Origin of the sequence: Bradyrhizobium amphicarpaeae (assembly GCF_002266435.3) — a bacterium.
Taxonomy (GTDB): Bacteria; Pseudomonadota; Alphaproteobacteria; order Rhizobiales; family Xanthobacteraceae; genus Bradyrhizobium; species Bradyrhizobium amphicarpaeae.
This window is the reverse complement of sequence record NZ_CP029426.2, coordinates 5205859-5230676: the sequence shown is the minus strand read 5'-3', so window position 1 is coordinate 5230676 and position 24818 is coordinate 5205859. Positions and strand designations below refer to the sequence as shown.

28 protein-coding genes and 1 tRNA gene are annotated in these 24818 nt (G+C 62.1%); 12 read left to right on the top strand and 17 right to left on the bottom strand.

Going from position 1 to position 24818, the window contains the following annotated elements:
• The first annotated feature begins 89 nt into the window (after window positions 1-89).
• Window positions 90-1463 carry a hypothetical protein gene (locus CIT40_RS24665; RefSeq protein WP_094891292.1) on the top strand — a complete coding sequence of 458 codons (1374 nt, stop codon included), beginning with the start codon at window positions 90-92 and terminating at the stop codon, window positions 1461-1463.
• 12 nt (window positions 1464-1475) lie between these two features.
• On the opposite strand, the gene CIT40_RS24660 is transcribed toward CIT40_RS24665, so the two are convergent.
• Window positions 1476-2795, bottom strand: a complete 1320-nt coding sequence (locus CIT40_RS24660) for a dicarboxylate/amino acid:cation symporter (protein ID WP_094891293.1) — start codon at window positions 2793-2795, stop codon at window positions 1476-1478.
• A 202-nt stretch (window positions 2796-2997) separates the two neighbouring features.
• Entirely contained in the window at window positions 2998-3219 is a 222-nt protein-coding gene (locus CIT40_RS24655) for a hypothetical protein (RefSeq protein ID WP_094891294.1), read from the bottom strand.
• 337 nt (window positions 3220-3556) lie between these two features.
• On the opposite strand from CIT40_RS24655, the gene CIT40_RS24650 reads away from it, so the two are divergent.
• A complete protein-coding gene (locus CIT40_RS24650; RefSeq protein ID WP_094891295.1) occupies window positions 3557-3739 on the top strand; it encodes a hypothetical protein in 183 nt (60 codons plus the stop codon).
• Between the two features lie 21 nt (window positions 3740-3760).
• Here the strand turns inward: CIT40_RS24650 and CIT40_RS24645 are convergent, their stop codons facing one another.
• The 3 genes from CIT40_RS24645 to CIT40_RS24635 form a co-directional block, all read right to left on the bottom strand.
• Window positions 3761-5140, bottom strand: a complete 1380-nt coding sequence (locus CIT40_RS24645) for a vWA domain-containing protein (RefSeq protein ID WP_094891626.1) — start codon at window positions 5138-5140, stop codon at window positions 3761-3763.
• 5 nt (window positions 5141-5145) lie between these two features.
• Window positions 5146-6093, bottom strand: a complete 948-nt coding sequence (locus CIT40_RS24640) for an AAA family ATPase (RefSeq protein WP_162307657.1) — start codon at window positions 6091-6093, stop codon at window positions 5146-5148.
• A 162-nt stretch (window positions 6094-6255) separates the two neighbouring features.
• The gene (locus CIT40_RS24635; protein WP_094891296.1) at window positions 6256-6456 is read right to left on the bottom strand and encodes a hypothetical protein; all 201 of its coding nucleotides are present in this window, start codon (window positions 6454-6456) and stop codon (window positions 6256-6258) included.
• Window positions 6457-6680: 224 nt separating this feature from the next.
• Here CIT40_RS24635 and CIT40_RS24630 point away from each other — a divergent pair, with 224 nt between their 5' ends.
• The gene (locus tag CIT40_RS24630; protein WP_094891297.1) at window positions 6681-7655 is read left to right on the top strand and encodes a quinone oxidoreductase family protein; all 975 of its coding nucleotides are present in this window, start codon (window positions 6681-6683) and stop codon (window positions 7653-7655) included.
• A gap of 41 nt (window positions 7656-7696) precedes the next feature.
• Here the strand turns inward: CIT40_RS24630 and CIT40_RS24625 are convergent, their stop codons facing one another.
• Complete coding sequence (locus CIT40_RS24625) at window positions 7697-7972, bottom strand: hypothetical protein (RefSeq protein ID WP_094891298.1); 276 nt, start codon at window positions 7970-7972, stop codon at window positions 7697-7699.
• A 112-nt stretch (window positions 7973-8084) separates the two neighbouring features.
• Window positions 8085-8693: a S24 family peptidase gene (locus CIT40_RS24620; RefSeq protein ID WP_094891299.1), complete on the bottom strand. Its 609-nt coding sequence runs from the start codon at window positions 8691-8693 to the stop codon at window positions 8085-8087.
• Between the two features lie 162 nt (window positions 8694-8855).
• Between CIT40_RS24620 and CIT40_RS24615 the strand changes: the two genes are divergently transcribed.
• Together CIT40_RS24615 and CIT40_RS24610 are read left to right on the top strand one after the other, a co-directional pair.
• The gene (locus tag CIT40_RS24615) at window positions 8856-9386 is read left to right on the top strand and encodes a GcrA family cell cycle regulator (protein WP_094891300.1); all 531 of its coding nucleotides are present in this window, start codon (window positions 8856-8858) and stop codon (window positions 9384-9386) included.
• 42 nt (window positions 9387-9428) lie between these two features.
• A complete protein-coding gene (locus tag CIT40_RS24610; protein WP_094891628.1) occupies window positions 9429-10004 on the top strand; it encodes a hypothetical protein in 576 nt (191 codons plus the stop codon).
• A gap of 46 nt (window positions 10005-10050) precedes the next feature.
• Here CIT40_RS24610 and CIT40_RS24605 read toward each other — a convergent pair whose 3' ends face one another.
• Window positions 10051-10407, bottom strand: a complete 357-nt coding sequence (locus CIT40_RS24605) for a hypothetical protein (RefSeq protein ID WP_094891301.1) — start codon at window positions 10405-10407, stop codon at window positions 10051-10053.
• A 667-nt stretch (window positions 10408-11074) separates the two neighbouring features.
• On the opposite strand from CIT40_RS24605, the gene CIT40_RS24600 reads away from it, so the two are divergent.
• Together CIT40_RS24600 and CIT40_RS24595 are read left to right on the top strand one after the other, a co-directional pair.
• Window positions 11075-11260, top strand: coding sequence for a hypothetical protein (locus CIT40_RS24600; RefSeq protein ID WP_094891302.1), 186 nt, complete (start codon window positions 11075-11077; stop codon window positions 11258-11260).
• A gap of 167 nt (window positions 11261-11427) precedes the next feature.
• Window positions 11428-11769, top strand: a complete 342-nt coding sequence (locus CIT40_RS24595; protein WP_094891303.1) for a phasin — start codon at window positions 11428-11430, stop codon at window positions 11767-11769.
• Window positions 11770-11900: 131 nt separating this feature from the next.
• Here the strand turns inward: CIT40_RS24595 and CIT40_RS24590 are convergent, their stop codons facing one another.
• The 4 genes from CIT40_RS24590 to CIT40_RS24575 form a co-directional block, all read right to left on the bottom strand.
• Window positions 11901-12218 carry a c-type cytochrome gene (locus tag CIT40_RS24590; RefSeq protein ID WP_094891304.1) on the bottom strand — a complete coding sequence of 106 codons (318 nt, stop codon included), beginning with the start codon at window positions 12216-12218 and terminating at the stop codon, window positions 11901-11903.
• Between the two features lie 36 nt (window positions 12219-12254).
• Complete coding sequence (locus tag CIT40_RS24585; RefSeq protein ID WP_148667227.1) at window positions 12255-12446, bottom strand: hypothetical protein; 192 nt, start codon at window positions 12444-12446, stop codon at window positions 12255-12257.
• A gap of 75 nt (window positions 12447-12521) precedes the next feature.
• Entirely contained in the window at window positions 12522-13352 is an 831-nt protein-coding gene (locus CIT40_RS24580) for an alpha/beta fold hydrolase (RefSeq protein ID WP_094891305.1), read from the bottom strand.
• 154 nt (window positions 13353-13506) lie between these two features.
• The gene (locus CIT40_RS24575; protein ID WP_094891306.1) at window positions 13507-15303 is read right to left on the bottom strand and encodes a ShlB/FhaC/HecB family hemolysin secretion/activation protein; all 1797 of its coding nucleotides are present in this window, start codon (window positions 15301-15303) and stop codon (window positions 13507-13509) included.
• Window positions 15304-15433: 130 nt separating this feature from the next.
• On the opposite strand from CIT40_RS24575, the gene CIT40_RS24570 reads away from it, so the two are divergent.
• Window positions 15434-16657 (top strand): FecR domain-containing protein, encoded by a 1224-nt coding sequence (locus CIT40_RS24570; RefSeq protein ID WP_094891307.1) that lies wholly within the window; start codon window positions 15434-15436, stop codon window positions 16655-16657.
• 58 nt (window positions 16658-16715) lie between these two features.
• Window positions 16716-19457, top strand: coding sequence for an EAL domain-containing protein (locus CIT40_RS24565; protein ID WP_094891308.1), 2742 nt, complete (start codon window positions 16716-16718; stop codon window positions 19455-19457).
• Between the two features lie 211 nt (window positions 19458-19668).
• Here CIT40_RS24565 and CIT40_RS24560 read toward each other — a convergent pair.
• From CIT40_RS24560 to ligD, 5 genes are all read right to left on the bottom strand, one after another.
• Window positions 19669-19744 (bottom strand) — tRNA-Ser (locus CIT40_RS24560).
• Between the two features lie 184 nt (window positions 19745-19928).
• Window positions 19929-20999 (bottom strand): hypothetical protein, encoded by a 1071-nt coding sequence (locus CIT40_RS24555; protein WP_148667226.1) that lies wholly within the window; start codon window positions 20997-20999, stop codon window positions 19929-19931.
• Window positions 21000-21202: 203 nt separating this feature from the next.
• Window positions 21203-21616: a hypothetical protein gene (locus CIT40_RS24550; protein WP_094891310.1), complete on the bottom strand. Its 414-nt coding sequence runs from the start codon at window positions 21614-21616 to the stop codon at window positions 21203-21205.
• 172 nt (window positions 21617-21788) lie between these two features.
• Complete coding sequence (locus CIT40_RS24545) at window positions 21789-22022, bottom strand: hypothetical protein (protein WP_094891311.1); 234 nt, start codon at window positions 22020-22022, stop codon at window positions 21789-21791.
• Window positions 22019-22942, bottom strand: coding sequence for a non-homologous end-joining DNA ligase (ligD, locus tag CIT40_RS24540; protein WP_162307656.1), 924 nt, complete (start codon window positions 22940-22942; stop codon window positions 22019-22021). Before ligD ends, CIT40_RS24545 begins: the two co-directional genes overlap by 4 nt.
• A 136-nt stretch (window positions 22943-23078) precedes the next feature.
• Between ligD and CIT40_RS24535 the strand changes: the two genes are divergently transcribed.
• The 3 genes from CIT40_RS24535 to CIT40_RS24525 all read left to right on the top strand — a co-directional run bounded on the left by CIT40_RS24535 (window position 23079) and on the right by CIT40_RS24525 (window position 24771).
• Window positions 23079-23285: a DUF3606 domain-containing protein gene (locus CIT40_RS24535; protein ID WP_094891312.1), complete on the top strand. Its 207-nt coding sequence runs from the start codon at window positions 23079-23081 to the stop codon at window positions 23283-23285.
• A 521-nt stretch (window positions 23286-23806) separates the two neighbouring features.
• Entirely contained in the window at window positions 23807-24193 is a 387-nt protein-coding gene (locus CIT40_RS24530) for a hypothetical protein (RefSeq protein WP_094891313.1), read from the top strand.
• 134 nt (window positions 24194-24327) lie between these two features.
• On the top strand, window positions 24328-24771 hold the full coding sequence (locus CIT40_RS24525; RefSeq protein WP_334265214.1) for a hypothetical protein: 444 nt from the start codon (window positions 24328-24330) through the stop codon (window positions 24769-24771).
• The last annotated feature ends 47 nt before the right edge of the window (window positions 24772-24818 follow it).

Genomic DNA, 24818 nt, shown 5'->3' with positions numbered 1-24818 from the left:
CAGGGGGGAGCCGGCACGTCATCTGGGCGAAATACGAATCAGCGATGGTTCGGGTGGTGGCCGCACCATCGGAGCTACCTTAGCCACATATAAATAGCGATATCTCGTTGCCCTCAGATCGCGGAAACCGATTTTACCAAGGCGTGGCCGCGACCTTCTTCGCCAACGCCCTCCAGGCGGTCAATTTTCTCGGTGATCGATTCCTGAGAAAGTCGCACCATTCGTTGTCGGCCATCGAGGACCTTTACCGGCACTCGATGGACAGCGCCTTTTCGGTGACCGAGGCCTTCCTCGTCACGGGCGCGCCACATGCGTCGGCCTATTACCCCCGCGACTTCGCCTGGTTCTATCCTGATGTGCTCGACCCCGAGACCATCATGGATGCGCAGGACGCGGTGCGGCGGGGGCGCCTGCTCGACAAGAGTGTCCGTTTGTTGCTGGAGGCGGTTCGTGCCGATGTCGTCACGACGACCATCGTCCCGGCGGGGCGCGGTCGGTACCTCGGCGTGAACTATTTCTCGCGGCCCTCGGATACGCTGCTCGGCATTCTCGCCGGCCTGCAACAGATGATCTCGGCCGATCAGAGGCCGCCGTCCTATCTGGCGATGGCACAATGCGCGCATGCCGGCCGGCTGCTGCTGGCCGAATATGGCGGTGACCTGAGGCGTGCGGTCCTGCAGCTCGCAAGCGCGCTCGAGCCATTCGACGATGACGGCGCCGGGTATTTGTTGTGTGATGCGCGTGGCCCTCGCTCCGCTGCAACGGATACCCGTGCGGAACGCAGGCGCTTTGTCACCAATGCCTGCGTCTACACCACCTTCCTGTGGAGCGTGCAGCTCGGCATCGTTGACGAGAACGAGCTGAAGCGGCTGCTCGGACGCGACCTCTCTCGTTACAAGAAGGACCTGCTCCGTCTGTTCGGCAAAGACGGCTACATCAGGCATTCCCTGGATGGTCCGAAGGGCCCGCCGGTGTCCGCGGTCGCGCTGGATTTCGTCGGCGTGCATCGCGGCTTCTGGGATATGAACGATGTGGGCGAGCGGGCGCTGTTCGCGGCCACGGCGGATCTGATCATCGCGGAGCCGCGCTTCCGCATACCCTCTACGTTTCACTTCCTGGTGTCCGCGGATAATCCGCGGAACAAGATGATCCACAAGATTGCGGCTCCCGCCTATCAGGGACGTTCGTCCTGGCCGACCTTCAACGTCGAGTTCGCGGACCGGATGCTGGACTACGACGAGGCCTCCGGCGGCGATCAGTACCGGGCCTGCGCGCAAGGGATATTGAAGGACATTCGCACCGCGACCGAAGTCCATGGCGGATATCAGGAGCTGATCTCGGAACAGGGGCTGAAGTATCGCACTTGGGCCTATAAGGGCGCCGTGGCCCATTCCTGGTTTCCACGCTTCCTGTCGGTCTGGAGGAGGGCGTATGGAACGCCGCTCCTCCAATGGAACGACTGATCCGCCGGGGCGCTATCCCGCCGTGACGTCCACCAGTTCGCCACCCTCCAGCACCTGGGCCGCCTTGGCGCGGTCGAGATCGCCTTCCCAGGCCGCGACCACGACGGTCGCGACGCAGTTGCCGACGAGGTTGCCGAGCGCGCGGGCCATGCCGATGAACCAGTCGACCGACAACACCAGCACGAGCCCGATCGCGGGAATGCTGGGCACCGCATTGAGTGTCGCGGCCAGGATCACGATGGCCGAGCCCGGCACGCCATGTGCGCCTTTGGAGGTGATCAGGGAGACGCCGAGAACCAGCAGGAGGTCGCCGAAGGACAGCGGCGTGTTGGTCGCCTGTGCGATGAAGACGACAGCGAGCGTCAGGTAGATCGAGAAGGCGTCGAGGTTGAAGGAATAGCCGGTCGGAATCACGAGACCGACCACGGAATCCTTCACGCCCATCCGCTCCAGCTTCTTCATGATCTGCGGCAGCACGGCATCGGAGGAGGCGGTCGCGAGCACGATGGTCAGCTCTTCCCGCAGGTAGGCGAGGAATTTGAGGATGTTGATTCCGACGAGCGCCATCACCCCGCCGAGCACGCCCAGCACGAAGATGCCGACCGAGACGTAGAACAGCGCTACCAGCGAGACGAGCTGCTTGAGCGAGCCGACGCCGTATTTGCCGACAGTGTAGGCGACCGCGCCGAGCACGCCGAGTGGTGCGACGCGAACAATCAGGCCCATGACGCGGAACAGCACGGTCGAGGCGGCATCGATCATGCTGGTGACGAGCTTGCCCTTCTCGCCGCCGACGAGCGCGAGGCCGACGCCGAACAGGACCGCGAAGAACAGCACCTGGAGCACGTCGTTGCGCGACAGCGCATCGAAGGAGGTGGTCGGGATCACGTTCATCAGGAAGGCGCCGATGCCGCCGCCTGACAGCTTGTGGGCGTTGTCGGCGTAGGTGTTGAGCGCCTTGGCATCTAGCGTCGAGGGATCGATGTTCATTCCGTGGCCGGGGCCGAAGAGGTAGGCGAGCAACAGGCCGACGACGAGGGCCACGGTCGTCATGACCTCGAAATAGACCAGCGCCTTGACGCCGACCCGGCCGACCTTCTTGAGGTCGCCGGCACCGGCAATCCCGTGCACGACGACGCAGAACACGATCGGTGCCACGATCATCGAAATCAGCTTCAGGAAGGCGTCGCTGAGGATCTTGAGCCCGATCGCAAAATCCGGCACGGCCATCCCGAGGATGACGCCAAGCACAAGGGCGGCCATGACCTGGACGAACAGCGAGGTATAGAGCGGCTTCGGCTCGGCGGCGGGCGCCGCTGCGATGGTCGACATGGTGGATTCCCCCGATTCGACGCGACTTGGACGTCAAATCGGAGCAACAACCGTGCCAGATTGACGCGGGGTACCCCGGAAAGTGGCGCTGGACGTCACTCTGGTATCGCGGGGGCGACGCGACGCCTCTTGCGTCGTCCCCCGTTCGGAGCGCGGGGCCCACCCGTCAGTCGTTATGCCTTCGCCGAAACGAACGGCATCGTCATGCCGCAAGATCCAGCAGCCGGCATGATCCGCGCACGAGTGCCTTGCGTCCCGTAGGCGTCATCACGGGGACGCCATCATTGACGACAACGAGGCCGAGCTTGACGAGGCTTTCGACGAGATAGGCCTTCGAGAGGCGACCGCTCGACACCGGATTGCGAAGCGTGCGCAGGGCTTCCCATTGGTCCGGCGAAAGATCGAAGTCGATGTCGTTGCTCATGTTGCCTCAAGCGATAGTGCCGTTTGCGCCTCTGTTAGCGGCGCTGCGTGAAGACCATGCGACGACAATGAGTCGGGAATTCGGTTTGCTGTTTAGAACGTCTCTTCACGAATTGCCGCACTTCGTTGCGCCACAAGAGTAAAGATCGCTGGATTGCGAATATCGTCCCAAGCTTCGATCACATATTGATGATGTCGGCTTGATGTTGCTGCGATGCATGGGAAGCGCTGCTGTCCCATTCTGCGTCGCAATATGCATAGAAATCGTGAGGCGAAAGGTTGAGGACTCTGTTACGATGATTCCCGGGGAATGACTTCACGCTGCAGGAGTGGAGTGCATGAACAGGCTGGTCGAAATTCGCAGTCAGGAATCCCTGTGCCGGGAGCGTGCGGCGCTCGATTTCGATCGCCGGATTTTCTGGCTCGCGCAAGCCGAGGAATGGGAGCAGCGCGCGCTCGACGAAATTGCCTATCACTTTCGAGAGTGCAATTTAGGCCAAGCGGAGCTTGCGCGAAACTGACGCCGGCCGCGCTGAGAGCGCCTACTGATAAGTCGCCACGATGTCGGACACCGCGCGCTCGAGTTGCTGCGCGGTGGCGCATTGGCGTACGACCGTACAGAAGGTCGCATAGCGCGGCATCTCGGAATCGCCAAAGCCCCAGGCGAGCCGTCCTTCGGGATTGAGCCAGACCAGTCGCTTCGAGCGTTCGGAGATGCGGCGCAGTATATCGGCGCGCGGATCGAGATTGTTGCTGCGGGCATCGCCGAGCACGATCACCGTGGTCTGCGGAGTCAGCGTGCTCATGAAGTCTTTCTCGAAATCGACCAGCGAGGAACCGTAATCGGACGAGCCGAAGCCGACCTTGGACATGATCTCGGCCATCGCCTCTTCCGGCGATTTCTTTTCCAGGATCTCGCTGACCTCGATCATGTGCGAGGAGAAGGCAAAGGAGCGGACGTCGTCGACCACCTCGTGCAGCGAGTGGATCAGGAGCAGGAAGAAATCGGAGACTTGCGCGACCGAGCCGGAGACGTCGCAGAGCGCCACGATCTTCGGCCGGTCGCGATGCTTGCGCTTCCATGCGGTGAGGAACGGTACGCCGCCCCAGGCCGCATTGCGCCGCAGGGTGCGGCGGACGTCGAGATGACCGCGGCGCTGGCGCTTGCGCGGCTTCGAATAGCGCTCGCGCAGGCGGCGCGCGATCTGGCGGATCAGGGCGCGCATCTCTGCGACCTGGCGCCGCTCGATGCGCGCGAGCGGCGCGTTGCGCAGGATCTCGTTGCGGAGGTTTTCGGCTTCCTCACGGGCGTAGAGCGCAAGCCCCTGCGAGACGGTGTCGCGCACGGCTTCGCGCAAGGCGTCGAGCGCGGCGCGCAGACGTTCGGCGAGAGCCGGGTTGGTCGCGGTCAGCGCGTCGAGATCGTCGCGCAGGCGCTGGAGGCCCATGGCATCGAGGATGCGGCTGGAAAAGATCCCGCGCTGGGTGGAATAGCGAATGTCCGACAGGGACGCGGCACCGGAGGCGCCGGCGATGGCGGCAGCGATTGCGTTGCGGTCCTGCGACAGCAGCATTTGCGCGAGCGGGCCCAAGCCCTCGGGAGGCTGGCCTTCGCCCGCTTCGCTGGCCGAGCCGGAGGAGGGCGACTGATCCGGATCCTGCGAGGCGTTCTCCTCGCTGTCGGATTCGGTCTGATCCTGCCGCGGCTCCGGCTGGCTGAAGAACAGGTCAAAGCAGTCGCCGAGCGCGAGCTTCTCGTCCTGCGATTTGGCAAGCGTCAGGAGCAGTGCATCGCGCAGGACAGCGCGGTCGGAGATGCCGACCTGCGCGACCGCGCGCATCGCATCGATGCTTTCGGCAGGCGAAACGTGAACGCCGGCGCCGCGGGCCGCCCGAAAGAAACGATGGAGATTCTCGCGCATCGGCGTCAACCGAAGACGTTCGACCGGGCCGCCTTGGCAATGAAGGTCGTCACCTGCGGCGATGCAGCCTCGATGTCGGCTTCGTATTTCAGGAGCACGTTGAGCGTGTCCTTGACCATCTCGGTGTCGAGCTCCGTGGCCTGGAGCAGCACCAGCACGCGTGCCCAGTCGATGGTCTCGCTGACCGAGGGCAGCTTCTTCAGATCCAGCGAACGGATTTCGTGGATGAAGCCGACCATCTGCCGGCGCAGCGCCTGCGAGATGCCGGGCACCCGGCTCTCGACGATGCGCTCCTCGAGCCGCTGCTCGGGGAAGCCGATATGCAGATGCAGGCAGCGACGCTTCAGGGCATCACCGAGGTCGCGTTCGCTGTTGGAGGTGAGGATCACCGTCGGCGGCGTGATTGCGGAGATGGTGCCGAGCTCGGGGATCGTGACCTGGAAATCAGAGAGAATCTCCAGCAGCAGCGATTCGAATTCGGCGTCCGACTTGTCGATCTCGTCGATCAGCAGCACGCAGCCGCCCGGCTGCTCCAGCGCCTGAAGCAGGGGGCGCGGCTCGACGAATTCCTTGGAGAAGAACACGTCGCCGAAATCGTGGAGCTGTTCGAGCGCGGCATGCAGCGTCTGCGCGCCGCCGAGGACTTCGCCGAGCTTGTCCTTGAGGATCTGCGTGTAGAGAAGCTGCTTGGCGTATTTCCACTCGTAGAGCGCCTTGGCCTCGTCGAGACCCTCGTAGCATTGCAGGCGGATCATCTTCATGCCGCGCCAGGCCGCGATCGCCTTGGCAAGCTCGGTCTTGCCGACGCCCGCGGGGCCCTCGACCAGGATCGGCTTCTCGATCTGTTGCGACAAATAAACGGCCGTTGCGATCTGCCGGCTCGCGATATAGCCCTGCGCGGCGAGGCCGCTCTGCACTGCCTCGATCGAGGTCGAGGCCTTCTGATCAGCCACGAAAGGGCGCTCCCAAAGGTCTTGCTTGAGGCTTGTTCTGCCTGCGTTCCCGGCAAAGAACAAGCCTCGTTTGGGAGGCATCAGACCCGCACGGACCACGCTTTTTCCGTTCGACGCAATACGTCTCGGCGCGGATATTTGCGCGGCTCGCCGTGCGCGGGATCAGTGCCGCAGCAACTCCGGCTTGCGGATCGTCTGTCTGACCTCGGCGCCGCAATCGGCGCATTCATAGACGAAGTCGATCCTGGCGAGGCTCCAATGCGGTTCGACCTCGCGTACATACATCGGTTGGAACCCCATGCATGTCGGGCAATTCACAGGCGCGATCTCGATATCCTGATGATGCTGTACATAAGCTGGCATCTCGGTTCTCCTTCGCAGGCGACCACCAAACCCCGCGCAGAAGCTACTGCCGGTCGCTCCAGGCGCGTCATCAACTCTTTCGAACGGAGATCGAACGGGAGACGTTTGTCGCGCGCTGTGACATTCTTGTTACGTGTCTGTACTGTAACGGGCGGACCGAATGCCTATTTCTGCGGCCAATCCGGTTTTTCGGATCCTCAACCAACGATAAGGGAGCAACGCCCATGACTCATGCCATTCGTTTTCACAAGACCGGTGGCCCGGAAGTCCTGGTCTGGGAGGAGGTCAGCGTCGGCAAGCCCGGACCAGGCGAGGCACGCATCCGCCACACCGCCGTTGGTCTCAACTTCGTCGACATCTACAACCGCTCCGGCCTGTATCCGGCGCAACTGCCGAGCGGGCTCGGCAGCGAGGCGGCCGGGATCGTCGAGGAAGTCGGGCCCGGTGTCACCGATCTGAAGCCGGGCGATCGCGTCGCTTATGGCGCCTCGCCGCTCGGTGCCTATTCCGAGGCGCGCGTGATCCCTGCGGACCGCCTGCTGAAGCTGCCTGACGGCGTCGACGACAGGACCGCGGCGGCGATGATGCTGAAGGGTCTCACCACGCAATATCTGATCCGGCAGACCTATCGGGTGAAGGCCGGCGATACCATCCTGCTGCATGCCGCGGCGGGCGGGGTTGGTCTGATCCTGAGCCAGTGGGCCAAGTACCTCGGCGCGACCGTGATCGGCACCGTCAGCAACGACGAGAAGGCGAAGCTTGCAAAGGCGCACGGCTGCGACCACGTCATCATCTATACCCGCGAGGATTTCGTGAAGCGGGTCGACGAGATCACCGGCGGCAAGAAGGTCCCCGTGGTCTACGATTCCGTCGGCAAGGACACGTTCCTGAAATCGCTGGATTGCCTCGCTCCGCTCGGCGTTGCCGCGCTGTTCGGCCAATCCTCCGGCGCGGTCGAGCCGCTCAATCTCGGCCTGCTCGCGCAGAAGGGCTCGCTCTACGTCACCCGGCCGACGCTGTTCACCTACGCCGCCCAGCGCGAAAATCTGGTGGCGATGGCGAACGAACTGTTCGACGTCGTCAAGTCCGGCGCGGTCAGGATCGAGGTGCACCAGACCTATCCGTTGAAGGACGCGGCCAAGGCGCATGCTGATCTCGCCGCCCGCAAGACCACGGGATCGACCGTGCTTCTGGTGTGATGTCCGGCCGGACGGTGACGCAGGCTCCCTACGGGCCTGCGTCACGTCCGTTCGTGTTTGCGCAGATCGTGGGCGTGATCGAGGCGAATTGCCTGCAGGTCGATATCCTCGGGCGGGATCTGGGGCAGGGCGGCCTCGGTCAGGATCGCCTCGGTGACGTCCTCGACCGAACTTCCGGCGATCTCGTGGATGAACGAGACATTCCGGTATTCGCCCGAGGCGATGCGCGAGATGACCTCGCGCCTCGTGATTTCGGGGTCGACGACCGCCTCGCGGCCCTGCCGTCCATAGTCGATCATCACGACGAAATACTGCATCAAAATGGCTCTGCCGCGCCCCTGTTGCGGATGCGCGGCAGATTATTTCCGAAAAACGGAAGTAAGTCAAGCGCAGATTCTAAAAAAGCGAAATAGCTGGCCGTGCGAAGCCTTACTTGCCCTTCTTGCGGGGGCGCGCCGACTTGGCGCGCATCCGCTCGAGCTGGCCCTTTGGCATGGACAGGCAGATCTCACCCACCCACTCGAGCTTGACACCGACGATCGGCTTGGCATTGAAGCTGGTGAGATTGACGACGGACGGGCTTTTCCCCCGCTCGATCGTCTTCAAATAGCGCTCGCCGGTCTTGAGCCGGACTACGGCCTCTTCGCCGTAGAAGGAGGAAAGCGGATGGCGCTGGTCCTTGTAGACCACGATCACGTCGCCGCTCTCGTATTTGGGCAGCATCGAATCGCCCACGATCTCGAAGGCGACGGTCTCTTCCATGATCGGGAAGGGCAGCGTGATGTCGCCGAGACCTTCCGGGGGGACCTGCTCGTAATCCGGCTCGATCATGGCGCCGGCGCCGACGCGCCCCATGATCGGCGCGAGATTGAGCTCGAGATATTCCATGATCGGAACGATTTCCGAGGCCTTCACCAGACGCTCGCCGCCCAGGATCTCCGAGACCGCGCCGGGCCGCACGCCCATGGCCGCCGCGAGGCCGCCCTTGCTCTTGCCCGTCTTCTCCAGGCCCCGCTCGATCATTGCAACGTCCAACATGGTGATTCCCTCGATTACCCATCGCCCGCTCTTGTAATCCAAAATTCGGAATTATTGCAATTATGAATATCAGAATTGTTGCTTGACTTTGGCTTCGGAATACCGGAATGTCTGTTTCGCCCCTGGTCGTGCGATCGGAGGGACGCATCACAGGACAGCAGCATGGAACCGGGCCATTGGCCGTCGGAGCACTCCGACGCGCTTCGCGACTATTTTCTCAAGGGCATGTCTTATGCGGAGATCGGAAGGCAGATTAACGCAAAGTTTGGAACGGCTTACACGCGCAATGCGGTGATCGGCCGCGCCAAGCGGCTCGGGCTCGTCATTCCGGAATGGATCGTCAGCCCATCAGTCGCGCCATACTTGCCGGGTGAGGCTCCGGTTTCGCCGCGCCGAGCGGTGCACCCGAACCTGAACGTGCCGCCGAAGTCCGCAATGAAGCCTGCGGCGCGGCTGAAGCTGCGCTGCGTCGGCGTCCAGCCGCGTTTGATCCAACTGGTCGAACTCGAGCCGGCCGACTGCCGCTATCCCTATGGCGGCGACAAGGAGGGGGAGGAGATCGCCTTCTGCGGCCATCCGCGCCAGCCGGGCTCCAGCTATTGCGCGCCGCATGCGGGCCTGACGCGTCGCTCCGGGGCTGCGTCCGCCCGTATCCCCGGTCCCATCGTGCTGAAGCTGGTCGTCGCGGCCTGAACTCTCAGCCTTTCCATGGTCAATTTCGCAAGGAGTATCCAGGTGGCTCGTGCCCGACGCAACAAGTCCTACAAATTGGCGCAGATATACGACAGGCGGTCCCGCGACGTACCGTTCAATGCCGAAGTGGCGGAGGTCGAGGTCGACAATCCGCTGGCGCTCGATGCTGGCGAGAAGATCGTGGCGATCCGGTCGATCCGTGGCGATCCACTGGGACGGCTGCACGCACACCACCAGATCGACGAGGCGCAATACCTCGGCGGGCGCGCCTTCCAGAACGATTGGGAGAGAGCGGAGCGGGGTCCCCAGGCGATGGACCCGACCCGCGAACATGTCGATGGCGCGCGCACGCGCGAGCCGGTCACCGAGAGCCAGCGACAGGCGGTGCTGCGGCTGAACCAGATCGAGCGCGAACTCGGCACCGACGGCGCGGCGCTGGTGCATGACGTGCTGGTGCTGGGCCTGACCATGGATCAGATCGGGCAGCGTCGTGCCGTCCGTACCCAGCGCTGGAACGACTATTTCGCGCGACGCTTTCGCGAGTGCCTGGACCGGCTGGCGTTGATCTACGGCTTTGCGACGGAAACGGGGACACCGCGCGCAGGGCGGCGCAGATGACAACGGCGCGCCTGCGGTCCTGGCCGCGGGCGTGCCAGTCTGCCGCTCACGGATGCGGCACAATCTGGTAAGGTGTCGTATAAGGCTCGACGCGGAGCGAGGCGTTGGCCAGGAGCCCGATTCTGGCGGTCGGCGCCTGCTGCAACTCACCGTTCGAGCCGCGATGCACGTTATATTGCCAGACCGTGAGATCGCCCTTCTGCGCCAGCGCGTGCGCAACCGCGCTCGCATCATTGCCGCCGAGCGCCTGAAGCTCCTCCGCCGACAAACCGACGACGATTTCGTCCTTGATGGTGACGATCTTGAACAGGTTCATCTTGGTCTCCTGCGCCCATGCGCCTTGTGTCGAGAGGGTAAGAAGCGCGACCGCGGCGCCCTTGATGAGATCGCAGCGAGAAAGCATGCCGTCGTCCTTTGGTGCTGTGGCGCGCCCGAATTGAAGAGTTTTCAGCCATGGCGCCCGTTGTCCGCGTGGCCGTGTCGCAACGGCTTGGTCGTTCGGTCACGGACAAGGGTTCACGGGCGGAGACATATCAGGACCGGATGAATTCCGAGGCGACAGTCGCGCCGGGGTCTGGATGTTGGAGATCGGCTGCCGGATCGATCTTCATCTCGTGCTGATACAACCGCCAAGGCAAAACTCAACAATTACGTGTATGGGCTGGAGAGGCGCCAATTCGTCGCCAATGTCCGTTCATATTGGAAACAGGCAGAAACGTTTGTCCCGATTGACAGAGATCCGGGCCGTGTGCGTGATTGATGCCGCTTCTTGACGCAGGTGGGTGACGGAGGTCGATATACCTGTTATCCGGAATTGCCGTGGCGCGATGCAGACGAAGCATCACTACAGCCATTGTTGGGCTTGCCGGAGGGGTTGTTCCTTGGCATAATTGCAACCCTATGGTTGAAGCGACCGTTTGGACATATCGTTCGGCGTGCCAACCCTCCGAGGCCACCCGGCCGGGAGTTCGTCGCCCTGGGTCCCGAATGGCGTGTCCCGTTATGGCCTCTAGTTATGGCGTTCGGTTCTTGAGTGGCTCACGAAGCCGATGCTTGTGAATAGGTGCGAGATGAAAAACCTCAATTTCGCGGCTGAACTGCACCTCAAGGTCGGCGCGCCCGCGAGCGGCACGGTCGAAAGCCTGCGCTTGCTTCGCGCGTTTCTGAAGCTCGCGCCGCGACAGCGTTTCGAGGTCATCAAGCTGGTCGAAGACCTCGCCACCGAAGAGGCTCTTCCAGAGCCCCCCTTGTCCTGAGCCGGCCGCGCGCTGGCTTCACGCCCCCTCTTTCATTTTCCCGTTCGTTTCCACGCCGGAGCTGGACCGCCGGCGACGTCCCTCAAACCTGGTGTCCCCGAGCCTGGCCGCTGGAAGGCGGTCCGGCAAGTGTGGTATTCAATTGGGAAAACGAAGGGAGTGCGACCATGATCGAACCGAAGCTCGAAGTTCCGGCCGAACTGCGCGACCTGGCCGAGAAGACAATTGATCAGGCGGAAAAAGCATTCGGCATGTTTTTCGAGGCCGCCACCAAATCGATGTCGTCGGTTCCAGGAGCGGGGACGGACGTGTCGAAGCAGGCGCTGGTTTTCACCGAGCAGAACATGAAGTCGGCCTTCGAGCATGCGCGCAAGCTGGTTCATGCCACCGACCTCCAGGAAGCGATGCGAATCCAGTCCGACTTCCTGCGCAGCCAGTTCACCAGCGCCGGAGATCACATGCGCCAGATGACCGGCAGTCTCATGCAGCCGGGCAAGGGGAAGTCCTGAGTCTCTGCGTGCGCACCCAAGGTCGATGACGGGCCACCTAACGGCCTCGTTGCCGTCCTATGCCGACCTATCTCGCAATCGGGAGCAGTGAACGAGCCGCGGCGATCGATTCAACCTGAAGATGTTCCGCTCTAGCGCAGCGATGCGATGTAGGCCGCGATGTCGCCGGCTTCGGTCCGGCTCAAGGGAAAATTGGGCATCTTCGGGTGCGGATCGAGCAGGAAGAAGGCGAGCCTTTCCGGACTGAAGTCCGGTCTGCGTGCAACGGAGACAAAGGAGGGGACGTCGGCGCTCGCCTGGGTCTGGCCGTTCGCGACGACATGGCAGCTTGCGCACCAGCGCTTGGCGAGGTCGGCACCATGATCGGCATCGGCTGCGAGAGCGGACGACGTGCCGAAGCCCGAGGTTACGGCTAGCAGCAGGCAAATTCGTCTCAAATGCTGACGCATAGGGCAACCTTCATGAATTCGTTGGCGACCGCCATGCTATCCGCAGCACGATCCGGGAAATTGCGAGAGATCAAGGCGAGCGATGATCGACCGCAGCAGCTTGCGGACCGAACGATAGAGATGTCGAGCGAATGCCGGCATTCTCGCCGCGGGCAGGCCAAGATTCTTCGTAACGAGACTTCTCGTATCGAGACCTTTCGGTTCAAGGCTTTCGATATAGTTGGACACGTGTCTCTCCGAGGCCATTTGCCTTTCTATCCTGGCGCCTCGGAGCCACCTTGATCTGCCGCAAAGCGATCCCGGCTAATAGTCGCCTGGGTTCATGATCATCGGGCTCTTCGTATCAGCCGGCGCGAGCGCGCTGCTGGCGCTGTCACGCAGGAAGCGGTCGAGCGTCTCCTGGATCTTTTCCTTGACCGAGTTGGGGCCACGATCGCTCATTTCCGTGTGCTGCGCGCCGGTATGGACGATGTCGATACCGCGCGCCTTGGCCTCTTCCGGCGTCGGCAGCACGCCGGGATCGGTCACGAAATGGGGGTCCTTCGACCGGAACGACAGGATCTTCATGCCGTCACTGAGCACGAAAGGCACCCGCAGATTGTCGAGCGTGATCACCTTCGACACCAGCTCCGGGTGCTGATGGGCCACATACATGGAGACATCGCCGCCGTTGGAATGGCCGACAAGGGTGACGTGGTCGTAATCGACGTTCTCCTGCTGCCTCTTTAGCTGGTCCAGCACGAAAAGAATGTTGGCTTCGCAGCGGATATAGACCTCGCGGCGGCCGACATATGGCTGACCGACATGGGTCATCAACGGCGGATCGCTCGGCAGGTCCTGCTGGATACTGGCAACCAGATAGCCCCGTGCGGCGAGCACATTGGCGAGGAAGGAGTATTCGGTGGCCTTGACGGTGTTGCCGTTGCTGATGATGGCGAGCGGGAGTTTCCAGAGGCCGAGATTGGCCTTGGTCTCGTAATCACGCCGCACCGCCATGTCGACCGAGATCGGCCGCTGCCGGGCGGCGTCGTACAGGGCCAAAGTTTCGTGGCGGATCGCGAACCGGCTGACGACGAAATATTGCCCGACGCCGAGGACGCAGAGAAACGCCAGGACTGAAAGCACCCGCTTCATTCGTCTCGTCCCAAATCACGTTCTGCTGAACATGGCCATTGGTAACTCCCGGATCGAGCGTCCGTGACCAGGCTACCGGATTAAATTTCGGCAAGTCTGTGAGCAAGGCCGCAAAAGAGCCGCAAGTCGCGCCCACCCGCGAACCACGGGCCAACTAGAGACAGCCGGACTTGCCGCGTTCGGGGCAGAGCCGGAATGCGCTCGACAGGGTGAACAGGAAGCGCGGGCTGCGGCGCTCGTTGTCCTGCGCCCGGTAGCTCAGCGGCATGGCCACGCCGAGGTCGGCCTGGAGATCGTCTGGCATAAAGAAGCGGACACCGGCTCCAGCCGATGTGAGCGACAGGCCGTCGCTCAGGCGGTAACCGTCGTTCCAGACTGCACCAGCGTCGCCAAAGGCGTAGAGCTGATAGCCGGTCCAGTAGCGGAAATTGAGCTTCTGGTCGAAGCGCAGTTCGAGCGAGCCGGCAAGGCCGTTGTCGCCGCTGATCTCGGCTGCGCCATAGCCCCGGCCGAAGGCCGCGCCGCCGAGATAGAATTGCTGCGAGGTGAATAGCGGCCGCGATGCCGTCTGGCTCGCTGCGGAGAGCTTGAGCGACCAGGCATCGTTGAGTGTCTGGTAGCGCGTGAACCAGAGGTTCAGCACCGAGAAGTTCGAGGAGGCGCCGTCGCGCGACAGCAGGTCGTCGTCGAAATGCGAGGCGCCGAAGATGTCGAGGCCATGGCGGTAGGTCAGCGTCGCAAGATTGGTACCGCCGAAGCGATCCTGCAGCCGGTAGTCCGCGGTCAGGCTCGCGGTCCTGATATGGTCGTTGTACCAGGGACCGTAAAGGTCGTGCTCGGACACGTTGCTGAGGGTCGTCGCCGCAGTCAGCGTGAGCGTGGAAGATTGCGACTGGAGCGGGACGATGCTGGCCCGCAGCTCGAACGCCTCGGTCGTGGTGATGTCGCTGTCGAGGCGGCGGGCATCGCCCGGCCTGACCGCGCTGTACAGCACCGACCCGCCGAGGCGCAGACCGTCGATGCAGACCGGCGCGTCGTAGGATAGACGCGTGAACCCGAGCTGGCGCGGGTCGTTGGCAATCGTCGACAGGTTGACTGCCAGCGCGTCTCCAGGCGTGAGGTAGGAGTTGAAGGCGCCGGTCGCGTAGGTCTGCCACGGGCCTACCGACGAAGACCCGAGATTGTCCAGGCCGAACGACGAGAAGACGTGCCAGGTCTTCAGATAGACGATGAGGCGGAAGCGGCCGGTCGCACCACCGATCTCCTCCAGCGCAGTATCGGTGATCCGGACGCCCGGCCTGCCGTTGATGAGGAAGAGCTGACGTTCGAGTGTCGGCAGGCGCGACGGCTGCTCGGCTAGGATCGGTCCGAGCATCGGCCTTACGCCGAACTGTTCCGCGCCGTCGCCTTTCAGCTCGGCCTGCACGATGGCGCCTTCGATCACCTGGATCCGGACGCGGCCACCGGCAATGTCCTGCGGCGGCACGATGGCCCGGCTCAGATGGAATCCGTCGGCGCGGTAGAGCTCGCTGATCGCGCCGGCGATCGCAGCGAGATCCGCCTGCGAAACCCGCTTGCCGAGATAGGGCTGATAGACCGTGGCGATACGATCCTGGGAGACGGCATGGGCGCCGCTGACGGTGACGCCCCGCAGCACGAATTGCGGCCTCGTATCCCCGCCGGTGTTCGGCTGTCCGACGCTCGGAAGCTGAACCGGAGGCTGGCCCAGCGATTCCCGCTCGGTTTGGTTATCGAAATATTTCTCGGGCTGGCGCGGATCGAAGCCCGGCTGGTTCGCCTGTTGGGCGAAGGCCTCAGGAATACCCGCGACAAGCGGTGCCAACAGGACCAGCGCGGTAACGCGATGACGCTTCTCAGCCCGCGCGGCCAGCCTGTCCCCGTAGTTTGACGGAGATTTTCGGATGGAACGGTAAGGCTTCGTTAGCCGCATGATTTTTCATAGTTTTTTATGGTCAATGATTGGTTAAGGCAGCCTTCGCGCTGGCTGCTTCCCGCTAATCCTCTCTTGAGTGGTTTCGGATACTCCTCATATCCGGCTGTAACGCGGACTGAGGATCGTCATGCTTGGCAGTATTGGAATGCGGTGTGCCTTCGTGGTGGCGCTGACCCTTGGTACGTCTTTCGGTGCGTTCGCGGCGGAGGATGGCGTCTGGTCGGTCAGCAAGGCCACTGGTGAGGTGTGGGTCGCGACCGACGGCGCGCAACAGGTGTCGCTGAACCAGGAAGCGACGCTCAAGCCCGGCAATACCATCCGCACCGGGCGCAATGGCCGGGTGCTGATCGTCCGCGGCGAGGAAAGCATTCTGATCTCGCCCAACTCCGTGGTCGGCTTGCCGGCCGAGAAGAAGGAGGGGCTCTCGACCACCATCATCCAGCAGGCGGGATCGATCCTGCTCGAGGTCGAGAAGCGCAACGTCAAGCATTTCGAGGTCGAGACGCCCTATCTCGCCGCCGTGGTCAAGGGAACGCAGTTCAGCGTCACGGTGGGGGCTGGCAGCACCAAGGTCGGGGTGCTCCGCGGCCAGGTCGAAGTCTCCGACTTCAAGACGGGACAGATCGCTCAGGTCATGCCGGGTCAGGCGGCCACGGTCTTTGAGCACGGCAAGCCCGGTCTCAGCTTGAGCGGTGCAGGGACCTTCAATCCGATCGAATACGGCAAGCCGCGCGCCTCGACAATCGAGCGAATCCCCGTGCCGAAATCGGGCCTGTCAGCACCGCGCAATGCCGCGAGCGGCCATGCGATCCATGCGCTCGGTCCGATCGACAAGGGGACCAAGGCGGCTGGCGTGCCGAAGGCATCGCATCAGGCGGCCGGAGGTCATGTTTCCAAAGGCGGCGTCGTGCGCATCTCAAGCTCGCTCGGCGAGGTCAAGCTGAATGTCCACAAGGTCACCAATGGGCTCGCCCGCGGCACGGTCGCTCCTGGACAGGTGCGCAACGCCAATGCCAACGCCGGTTCCGGGACGGTCTGGAGCGACGGCACATCGAATACCCCGGCATCCAACAGCTCCGTCCAGACTGCGGCAACGACGAGCGGTGCGGCAGCGGCGGGCAGCAGCGCATCGGCTGCGAGTGCGGCGATCGCCGCAGCGGCATCAGGTGCATCCAGCGACAGCCCCGGAAACTCCGGCGGCAACAACGGCAATAGCGGTAACGGCAACAACGGTAACGGGAACGGCAATAGCGGTGCCACCGGTAACGGCAGGGGCAACAACGGCAACGGCAATGGGAACGGCGGCGGTAACGGCAGCAACGGCCATGGCCACGCCTACGGCAGACGCTGAGGCGATTTCCTAGGGGACGAGGGACGCACCTGCAGAAGCGGGTGCGCGGGAGGATCGGGTGAAACGCTATCGGCCGCATATTCTCGTCGCGATCGCGCTTGCGATCGTGCTGTCCACGGGATGGCATGGTGCGCTTCGCAACGCGCTCACCGACCTACGGTTCAGCTGGCAATCGCGTGCGGCCAGCGGCAATGTCGTCGTGGTGGCTATCGACGCGCCGTCCATCGATCAGATCGGGGTGTGGCCCTGGCCGCGCCGGCTCCACGCGGAGCTCTTGCACAGGCTCGAGGCGGCGGGAGCGGGGGATATCGCCTTCGACGTCGATTTCAGCACACCCTCGGATCCGGCTTCGGACGAGGCCTTCGTCCAGGCCCTTCGCGAGGCCGGCGGTTCGACGATCCTGCCGTCCTTCAAGCAGCCGACGCCGAATGGCGGTGCGGCCCACATCAATCGTCCCCTGAAATCGTTCGGCAACCAGTCGTGGCCGGCGGTCGTCAACGTCGCAGTCGAATCGGACGGACTCGTTCGCCGCTATCCGTTTGGCGAGAAGCTCGGCGATGCCCTGATGCCGTCGATGGCCGTCGTGCTGGCCGGGCGGGACGCCAACCGCCGGCCGCCCTTCCTGATCGATTTCAGCATTCGTGCGGCCTCCATTCCTGTTGTCTCCTATGTCGACGTGCTGCACGGCGATGCTGCTGCTCTTGACAGGGTGAGAGGCAAGAAGATCATCGTCGGGGCCACCGCGCTCGAGCTCGGTGACCGCTTCAGCGTTCCCAACGGCAAGATCGTCTCGGGGCCGGTCCTCCAGGCGCTGGCCGCAGAATCGATCCTCCAGAACCGGACGCTGCGCTGGACGTCCGATATCGCCATGATCCTGGGCCTCGGCGTGATCTGCCTGCTGATGCTGTATTCGTGGCGCCGCCTCGCGCCGGGAATTCGCGTCGCAGTCCTGGTCGCCGTCGGGGCGGCTATCGAGATCGTCGCAGCCCTCGTGCAGGCAAGATGGTCGCTCGTCATCGACACATCGCTGTTCCACATCGCGATCGTCGCTTATCTGACCGCGATTGCGCTGGACGAGATCGATTTCCGTGGTCTCCTGGGACGCATCGCCGAGAGCCGCTTTCACCGCATCGCGATGTCGCTTGGTGACGGTCTCGTCTGCACCGACGAGGATCACCGGATCACGGTCTGGAATCCCGGCGCGAGCGCCATCTTCGGCTACGTCCCGGCAGAGATGATCGGCCGTCCGTTCGAAACGCTGTGCGCCGTGCCGGCGGACGGTGATGCTGGGACGTCCATGCATGACGCCGCGCGCCAAGCGCTCCTTGTTCCTGGCGGGGCGGTCGTCGTCGAGTTCGAGGGCCGGCGCAAGAATGGTGAAACCTTCCCCGTCGAGGCGAGCTTCTCGGGCTGGCAGGGAACGGAAGGTTTCCAATACGGCGCGATCCTGCGCGACATCTCGGTCCGCAAGCGCGAAGCCGAACGCGTCAAATATCTTGCCGAGCATGACGCGCTCACCGGACTTGCCAATCGCAACACGCTGCATGCCAGCCTGGTCGGCATGATAGCGAACGCGGAGCGACAGCCTCGCGAGGTCGCGTTGCTCGTCATCGGGCTCGACGGCTTCCAGAGCATCAACGACATGCTGGGGCATTCGGCGGGAGACCTGGTGCTGCAGGCGGTTGCCGTTCGCCTGGAGGAGCTGGCCGGAGATGGGGCTATCGTCGCGCGGCTCAGCGGAGATGAATTCGCCATTGCGCGCGAAGCGGCAGATGGCAACGAGCCGATCGTGACATTCGCTGAGCGGATCGGGCGTGCATTCGAGACGCCGCTCGCGACGGGCACGCGGCAGCATCGCGTCAGGATCAGCATCGGCGTCGCGGTCTATGGCGAAGGCGGACACGGCGCCGACGAACTTCTCAGCAATGGTCATCTGGCGCTGAGCAAGGCAAAGATGACGCGGCGCGGCAGCCATGTGATCTTCGAGGCTGCGATCAGGCAGGAACTGGAGAGCCGGCTGACGCTGGAGAGCGAGTTGGCGCTGGCTGCGGATCGCGGCGAGTTCGAGCTGTTCTACCAGCCCCAGGTTCGTCTCATCGACGGCAGCCTTGTCGGCGCCGAAGCGCTCATCCGCTGGAAGCACCCCGTGCGCGGCTACGTCTCGCCCGGAGAGTTCATGCCGGTGGTCAACACCTCGGCACTGTCGGAGCGGATCGCGAACTGGGTGATGGAGACGGCCTGCCGTCAGGCGCGCGACTGGGAGCTTGCAGGCAGCGGCGTGCGCGTCGCGATCAACCTGTCGCCGTCGCAGCTCCACTCCGGCGATCTCGCGCACTCGGTTGCGACGTTGCTAGAATCGACGGGGCTTACACCGTCGCTGCTCGAAATCGAGGTGACCGAAGACATCCTGCTCAATGACGAAGGCCGCGTGCTCGACATGTTCAAGCGCATTCAGCAACTCGGCGTCCGCATCCTGTTCGACGATTTCGGCACTGGTTACGCGAGCCTGAGCTATCTGAAGAAGTTTCCGCTCGACGGGCTCAAGATCGACCGGTCGTTCGTGTCCGGCCTGCTCTCGAATTCCGACGACGCGGCGATCGTCGGTTCGACCATCGGCCTCAGCAAGCAGCTCGGTCTCACCGTGGTGGCGGAAGGCATCGAGGACCGCGCGACCGCCGACTTCCTGGTCAGCATGGGATGCGAGGAAGGGCAGGGCTATTTCTTCGGCCGTCCGATGCCTGCCGCGGCATTCGAAAAGCAATTCCTGGCGGCTGAGCTCGGGGCTGCCAGCGCCGCCTGAGGGGGCCGGCTTCGCCTGGGGGTTAGTTCCAGCACCCCGAATGCAGGGATATTGGTAAGCGACATCCCGTGGCCAATTTCACGGACCGCGCTCCTCCAATAGTCAGCGAGGGCGTCTAGACGCTCCTACGAAAAGAGTGCGTATGCCTGCTCTTGCGGCGTTGAAGCGCTTGAAATCTCTTGCGAAATCAAAGGTGTTTGCTATCTTGAGGTGGCCCCGGCGACGGGGTTCGGACCCGTGACCTCCCGTTTAGCAGACGGGTGCTCTGTCCACTGAGCTACGCCGGGGAAGAACCTCAATCCACTTGGGCTAATAACGCTCGGTCGACAAACCGCACTGAACACCTCTTCTTTCTCTGCACCGCCAAGGCAGGGTGAATAGGCCGGAGCCGCCGACCGCGGAACTGCTCGGGGCCATGACTTCCGCCAAGAAGTCATGGCCTTATCTTTAGCGAAGCCCTGTATCGCGCTTTCACTCGAATGTCCCTTCGACTTCATCGGACTCTGAGGAGTCCGCCGATTTTCGTATCTCGGCGTTCTTCACATCCTTCGGCACGCCAGCCTTATCGGCAACCTTGCGCCACTTGCGTCGATACTCATTTCCCGACCATGGCAAACCGCTAAATTCGCACACGATCATTGGACCGACACGGCGCGAAAGTGGCACCCGGTTGATCTCTTCTGCGACGAGGCCGGCGCGCTTTAGGTTGAACTCCATATCCCTTTGGTCGCGCCCGACCGTAACTTTTCGTCGCAAGATCAGATTCTCATCGACTTCCGACCACCGAAGACCGCGCACCCACTTCTCGTTGCCGCGAACAATGTCGGAAGGTGTAGGATCGCTAAGAGGCACCCACTCGCCGATCACGTCTGACTGACGGAGCTTCGGGAAATGAAACTGAATTGCTTGAGCAAGCGCGATAGAATCCCAGCCAAAATGCTCTCGTGCAGTAGCTTTGATCGCCCTGGCATGATCAATCGTCAGGCGCTGTGAACCCGAGCTCGCCGCCTTGGCGAATCTCATGTTCCCCATAATCGCGCTCAATCGACTCGAAGCGTCGTCGTTCAGCACCGTTGATCCAAAGGTGCACAGTAAACGAAGCTTGGCGATCATGTCGTGGCCCATGGCGATCTTACCGCCAGCGGCCCAACTGCTATCGTAGATGGATTGAATACGCTGAGCTGTGAACTCGGAGACTACATCGCTGCCGATTTCATTTTTCATTCGACGGAACGAACGCTCGTAGTGCTTCTGAACCGTGTGCTTCAGCTTGCGATACGAAGAGTCCTTGTGAGTTAGGTAAGAGTCTATAAGACCGCCAAATGTACCGTCGTAGCTTTGGGAGGGCGCTACTTGCCAAGGAAGAGCGGGAGCCCTCGCTTGTACAGGAGCGCCCGTTGTCGACGGCGCGGCAACTGAGACTCCAGGAAGTGAAATATTCAGCTCCTGCGCAAGCTTCTTGAAAGCTGCGAGCTTTTCCAGACGCTCGCGAAGGCGAGCCTCTTCTTCCTCAATTGCTTTAAGAGTGTGGTTATCGCTCATGCGGAATAAATAGGGCTCTCGCGTTGTAGACGCAACTTAGATCATGTCAGGACACCGCGCAAGGCATAAAAAAACAACAGAAAATCACCGAGTTAATTATCTATTTGATTTCATTACGTTTTATTTTATGAATGGCTGTGGATATGTCGGCGCGCGGTCCCGACAAGGTAACGTGTCGGGGATAGTGAATGGTGCTTCAGCACCTATCGCTCGCCCGGCCACCATGTGGAGGGCGGTTGACCGACTGAAATCTTCGTTAGCCTCAGCGCCACAAGCGCGCTGCGCTTGTAGGGATAGCCCCGCACTTGCGAGCAGTCCTTGCAGCGCATGTAGCGTTCGAGTTCGTGCACCGGCGTCGTCTTCGGACGCCGAATGATATCGAGCGGGACGGCTTGATTAGTGTCGCAGCCAAGACAGCGAACCTCAAGATACAGATATCCGCCGTTGATCGCGTCGCCGATGGTTGGCGAAGGCTGGGCAGGACCCTTGTAGCCGAGCATCCGCTCGTTCCAAGCCATACAGGCTAGCTTGTCGGCCTCCTTGCGAGCCTCCTTGGCGCGCTCGGCGGACATCTGGATCTGAATGCCGAAGAGGTATTGGCGCGACTTCGTGGACATTCGACGATAAGAGCCATGAGCCAACAACGTTGGCAAATTATCGATTCCTAGTGGCGCTTTGGGGCGGCGAGCTACTGTCGGTCGTGGCTGTGGAAAACGAAGAGCACGAGGGTGCTCACCAATGCCGGCCGGTGCCGTTGCAATCAATGCAAGCGCGGAGACAATCGACAGGTCATGGTGATCGCCGGTGGGCTTTCGCAAATCCACTTTCCGGATATTGTTCGAGAGTACGGATTCGAAGCCACTCGACGGCCTCGGAAAAATTATTCACCCTTCCCGTGGCTGCAAAGCCGTTCAGTTCGTCCCCGAGTTTGATCTCAAAGCCGGCATCCCAAAAGGTGATGATCGTAAAGTTGATTTCACTGTCATAGAGATCCTGAAGAATGCAGGCGCTGCTGTCCGTCATAGGTCCTCTCTCAATCCCTTGAAGAATGGATGCCGCACTTTTCCCTCCGCCGACTTGGCCCGGTACTCGATCTCCGCGAGCAGCTTGGGTTCAACCCAGATGCCTTTGTGCGCGATACGTTTGGCATAAGGCTGGGTTCTGCGCCGCAGAGGTTCCAGCCGTTTCTGAAGTTCGGTCGCTGACGTCTTGTCGAAGCCGTGGTCGACCTTGCCGGCGTAGATGAGGTCATCACCTTTGCGGCGGCCAAGATACATGCCGTCCCACTTGCCCTCATCAAGCGCGAAGCCGGCGATGGTCAGCGTCTCCCGCTGTGCGCAGGTCGTCTTGGTCCAATTGTGGCCGCGCCCGCTGGCATAAACGCTGTCGCGAACCTTGGAGACGACGCCCTCAAGGCCGACCTTGCAGGCATGCGCGAACATCTCGCGGCCTTCGAGTTCGAAGCTCTCGCTGAACTGCACGTCGGTCCCGGCGATGATCTTCTTCAGCTCGGCCTTGCGCTGCACCAGCGGCAGGCTGCGAATGTCGCGCCCATTGAGATAAAGCAGGTCAAAAGCGACGAGAACGATTTTGGAAGAGTTGCCCTTGAGCTCGTTTTGCAGCACCGAAAAGTCGGTTGTGCCATCGGCGGCCGGAACGACAACTTCGCCGTCGATAATCGCCGAGCCTGCCTTGATGTGCCAGGCATCGGCGGCAACCTTCTTGAAACGCTTCGTCCAGTCGTAGCCGCGGCGCGTGTAGACAGTGACGGCCTCGTTGGCCAAGTGCACCTGAACGCGGTAGCCGTCGAACTTGATTTCGTGAATCCACCTTTGGCCGGATGGCACCCTCTCGATAGAGGATGCCAGAGCCGGCTCGATAAAACCCGGGAAGTGCGCCTTGACGCCGATCGCCGGGGACTTCCGTTGACGCAGGGACGCCACCAAACAACTCCACACACAACAAACTCTTTGATTCGAATCCTTGTGCCGGGATTCGTTCCGGCTCGCCGACTGCTGCGAACAGGTTTTTGGAACCAACTGAATCCTCTGCGGTTTTAGCAGCGCATGGAGGTGCAACATGGCTAAAGCGAAGAAGCAGACCGCTCGCGGTCGCAAGCAGGATCGCGCGCGTGTGGCGGGCGGACAGAAATACGAAGTGAGCTATGAGGCTAAGAAGACGGGTCGCTCCGCCTCTGCCGTGAAGAAGGCGGTCAAGAAGGTAGGCAGCAGCCGGAAGAAGGTTGAGCGTAAGCTGGGGTCAAAAGGAACGCGCACGGGAAGGTGAGTTCTTCCCAAAGGAGGATACGTTCATGAAAGCAGCGGCACTTGGTTTGGCAATTTTGTTAGCAGGCTCGTCCGGATATGCCTCGGCGCACTCGTCGAAGCGGCATCATCATCATGGCTGGTCCAAGTCCATGAACATGATGCACGGACCGGGACGTTCGGCGGCACGCAGCGACCCGAACGGGACGGCCGCCGGTCCGACCAGCGTAAGTGGCACGGGCTCGTCCAAGTTTGGAGGGCAAATCCCCGGTTCACCGGGAGCGACCCGCCAACCCTGACGATGATATCGTCTGGTCATATTGAAGGGCCCGCTAAGCCCTGAGATCCCAGCCGGTCGCGTCAGCGACCGGCTTTCTTACGTGGTGCATCAAGATTCTCCGTACCTCGGGAACTGCAGCAACCGCCCTGATTTGAGTCGTTGCTGGCTCGCCGCCGAGCTGGCGGAGCGGCCCCGGCCATACCCCAGCCCCCCTGCGATGCCGGGGCCGTGTCTCCGCAATTGCGTAGTTTCGGAGTAAGTGCATGCGTCCATCGCCTTCGATTGCCCCGACAGATCGCCTCGACCGCGACATTTATCTAGTGCTTGAGGATTTTGGCGCGCGGGCAGGCTGCTCATGGCGCGAGACTGACGAGCAGGACACCGATCGCAAGACCATCATTCGCGATCTGCTTTCGGGCCAATACACCTATCCGGTCCGGATCGTGGTGTTCAATGCGATCGAGGGCCATTCGCGCGATGCGACCAGCGAGATCGCAGATGAGCTTGCAGAGGCGGTGGCCGCAAGTAACGAGATCACGCCGGCCTTGCAGGCTTTCGTCGAAGCCAACGCTACGCGACCTTTTGCCATTCAACTGCCGCTTCCCCTGCGCGGGCCGCTTAGCTCTTACACACCGCCGATTGGCGTTTGACACGTCGGGCAAAACACCGGCAGAATAGTATCATCGAGACCAGTTTGTTTGTTGCGCCCGCGCCGGAGTTTTCCGCCGCGGGTTTTTTGCGTCTCGATTCCTGAACACATAAGTGACTTGAAGGAATTTTCCAGATGACCGACCCAGTGAATGTTAACCTGCTGTCCCAGAACGCCCTCGCGAGGGCAGCCGCTCGCCGAGCGGTGAAGCAACGCACGTTAACCGAAATCAAGTCCTTGGCGCGGACGCATACAGCCCTCGGCATGCGAACCCTCGTGCAGATCATGCGCGACAAGGAAGCTCCCGCCCATGCACGGGTCTCGGCCGCCAGCATCATTTTCGATCGCGGCTGGGGCAAGGCATTGCAGCCGGTTGCCGGCGAAGACGGCAAGCCCCTGGAGCTTGTCCACCGCATCGAGCGGGTTATCGTTCATCCCGGCGATAAGGTGAGGATGGAAGCGCATATCGAGGAGAGCGTGCAGCGCGTGCCGATCAGCGTTCTCGGAAGCCTCGGCGCCGTTTGCGATTCCGAAGCAGCCTATGAAGAGCGTTGGCTGAATTCACAGGAGGAGGCATGAGCGACATACTCCAAAGGCTGCTTCAATCGCCTCCTGAGCAGAGCCCA

Coding starts and splice junctions, on each gene's coding strand:
- CIT40_RS24580 (WP_094891305.1), bottom strand. CDS start 13,352: ATGAAGCGGGTGCTTTCAGTCCTGGCGTTTCTCTGCGTCCTCGGCGTC.
- CIT40_RS24615 (WP_094891300.1), top strand. CDS start 8,856: ATGGAACCGGGCCATTGGCCGTCGGAGCACTCCGACGCGCTTCGCGAC.
- CIT40_RS24645 (WP_094891626.1), bottom strand. CDS start 5,140: ATGCGCGAGAATCTCCATCGTTTCTTTCGGGCGGCCCGCGGCGCCGGC.
- CIT40_RS24530 (WP_094891313.1), top strand. CDS start 23,807: ATGCGTCCATCGCCTTCGATTGCCCCGACAGATCGCCTCGACCGCGAC.
- CIT40_RS24635 (WP_094891296.1), bottom strand. CDS start 6,456: ATGCCAGCTTATGTACAGCATCATCAGGATATCGAGATCGCGCCTGTG.
- CIT40_RS24570 (WP_094891307.1), top strand. CDS start 15,434: ATGCTTGGCAGTATTGGAATGCGGTGTGCCTTCGTGGTGGCGCTGACC.
- CIT40_RS24545 (WP_094891311.1), bottom strand. CDS start 22,022: ATGACGGACAGCAGCGCCTGCATTCTTCAGGATCTCTATGACAGTGAA.
- CIT40_RS24620 (WP_094891299.1), bottom strand. CDS start 8,693: ATGTTGGACGTTGCAATGATCGAGCGGGGCCTGGAGAAGACGGGCAAG.
- CIT40_RS24535 (WP_094891312.1), top strand. CDS start 23,079: ATGGCTAAAGCGAAGAAGCAGACCGCTCGCGGTCGCAAGCAGGATCGC.
- CIT40_RS24575 (WP_094891306.1), bottom strand. CDS start 15,303: ATGCGGCTAACGAAGCCTTACCGTTCCATCCGAAAATCTCCGTCAAAC.
- CIT40_RS24625 (WP_094891298.1), bottom strand. CDS start 7,972: ATGCAGTATTTCGTCGTGATGATCGACTATGGACGGCAGGGCCGCGAG.
- CIT40_RS24595 (WP_094891303.1), top strand. CDS start 11,428: ATGATCGAACCGAAGCTCGAAGTTCCGGCCGAACTGCGCGACCTGGCC.
- CIT40_RS24555 (WP_148667226.1), bottom strand. CDS start 20,999: ATGAGCGATAACCACACTCTTAAAGCAATTGAGGAAGAAGAGGCTCGC.
- CIT40_RS24600 (WP_094891302.1), top strand. CDS start 11,075: ATGAAAAACCTCAATTTCGCGGCTGAACTGCACCTCAAGGTCGGCGCG.
- CIT40_RS24660 (WP_094891293.1), bottom strand. CDS start 2,795: ATGTCGACCATCGCAGCGGCGCCCGCCGCCGAGCCGAAGCCGCTCTAT.
- CIT40_RS24655 (WP_094891294.1), bottom strand. CDS start 3,219: ATGAGCAACGACATCGACTTCGATCTTTCGCCGGACCAATGGGAAGCC.
- CIT40_RS24590 (WP_094891304.1), bottom strand. CDS start 12,218: ATGCGTCAGCATTTGAGACGAATTTGCCTGCTGCTAGCCGTAACCTCG.
- CIT40_RS24650 (WP_094891295.1), top strand. CDS start 3,557: ATGAACAGGCTGGTCGAAATTCGCAGTCAGGAATCCCTGTGCCGGGAG.
- CIT40_RS24550 (WP_094891310.1), bottom strand. CDS start 21,616: ATGTCCACGAAGTCGCGCCAATACCTCTTCGGCATTCAGATCCAGATG.
- CIT40_RS24605 (WP_094891301.1), bottom strand. CDS start 10,407: ATGCTTTCTCGCTGCGATCTCATCAAGGGCGCCGCGGTCGCGCTTCTT.
- CIT40_RS24525 (WP_334265214.1), top strand. CDS start 24,328: ATGACCGACCCAGTGAATGTTAACCTGCTGTCCCAGAACGCCCTCGCG.
- CIT40_RS24630 (WP_094891297.1), top strand. CDS start 6,681: ATGACTCATGCCATTCGTTTTCACAAGACCGGTGGCCCGGAAGTCCTG.